Consider the following 1,408-nt stretch of genomic DNA (forward strand, 5'->3'; position numbering starts at 1 on the left):
AAGAATTCTTCATCGACAGAACGGAAGTTGGCAAAGAAGGCATTCAAACGAGCACCGAATCCTGTACGGGTTTTCTTGAGACTGCGGTCATATTTTTCCTGTACAGTTTCTTCAACCTGAGGAAGTTCTTCTTCTACTACTTCAGAAGCTAACCCTTCTTCGAACTCTACAGTTTCTTGGCTCTCTTCTTTTAGAATTTCTTCCGGCTCTTGGAATCGTTCCAGTTCATCAGATTCTGGCTCAAGCTCTTCCTGAGCAGTTTCCTCAACTGCTTCTGGTTCAATCACTTCTTCTGTCAAGACCTGAGGAAGTTCTTCTTGAGCAAGAGTTGCTTCCACTTTGTCCCTTGCTGTCTCTTCCTGACTTGTTTCTTCGACTGCCGTTTGGTTTTCTTCAACCTCTTCTGACAAATCAAGATTTTCCAGAGCTTCTTTAACAATATCTTCGATTTTCGGCTCTTCTTTTTTCCCGAATAGACGGTCAAATAATCCCATATTTTAGTTCTCCTTTAGCACGTATTCTTCGATAGCCCAGGCAACGGCTTCCTCGTCGTTGGTCATCGGGGTAATGACATTGGCAACTGCCTTAACCGCTGGAACTGCATTTTGCATGGCAACTCCCAGACCTGCCCACTCAATCATAGAAAGGTCATTGGCCTCGTCCCCACAAGCCATGACCTGGCTTTGGTCGATTCCTAGGTGTTTAATTAATTTCGCTAAACCTGTTGCCTTGTGGACGTTTTTCGGTGACCATTCCAATAAGAGTTCACGCGATTTGAAGATTTCGTATTGGTCAAACAATTCAGGAGAAATCTGTTTAATCGCTGCATCCAAGGGTTCTTGGGCAAAGGCAGTCACGCATTTATTATACGTTATCTGACTAGATAACTCTTCAAAAGCGACTGGTACGAAAGTCAGAGCTGGATTAAACTTAGCATAGAGACTTTCTTGGTCCGACTGGATTTGATAGACTGTTCCTTCTGAAATAGCATCTAACGGTAATCCGAGTTTTTCAGTTTCCTCGTACAAGCGTGCCACATCGTCGATTGAAAAGACTGTTTTATCTAGAATCTCCCCCGTATTTTTCTGCACCAGACCACCATTAAAGGTGATGGTGTACTCGTCCTCTTGACCGTCAGTCCCTAGCTCATGGAGAAAGAAATCCATAGCCTTCAAAGGACGACCTGTTGTCAGAACGACCTTGATGCCACGGTCACGCGCAACTTTGAGGACCGCCTTGGTACGATCTGTTAGCTTTTTATCCGTTGTCAGCAAGGTGCCATCCAAGTCCAATGCAATCAATTTAATATCTGCCATTACAAGCCCTCCATATAAGCCATCACTGACTGGTCCTTATGGTGGCCAATCACTGTCTCTGCTAATTCTAAAATCTCTGGTCGCGCATTTTC

1 protein-coding gene and 2 pseudogenes are annotated in these 1,408 nt (G+C 44.3%); all 3 read right to left on the reverse strand.

Features of this window, described 5'->3' with window-relative positions; translation table 11 throughout:
- Positions 1 to 494 (reverse strand): annotated as a pseudogene (locus GMD6S_RS09125) (signal recognition particle-docking protein FtsY); the annotation flags it as partial.
- A 3-nt stretch (positions 495 to 497) separates the two neighbouring features.
- Entirely contained in the window at positions 498 to 1,316 is an 819-nt protein-coding gene (locus GMD6S_RS09130) for a Cof-type HAD-IIB family hydrolase (RefSeq protein WP_000763423.1), read from the reverse strand.
- Positions 1,316 to 1,408, reverse strand: a pseudogene (locus GMD6S_RS12630) (Cof-type HAD-IIB family hydrolase); the annotation flags it as partial. The gene GMD6S_RS09130 and the pseudogene GMD6S_RS12630, both read right to left, overlap by 1 nt.

Source organism: Streptococcus sp. GMD6S (assembly GCF_000297015.1).

What these genes read in the sequence shown, in the direction of transcription:
- GMD6S_RS09130 (WP_000763423.1), bottom strand. Translation starts at nt 1,316, where the DNA reads ATGGCAGATATTAAATTGATTGCATTGGACTTGGATGGCACCTTGCTG.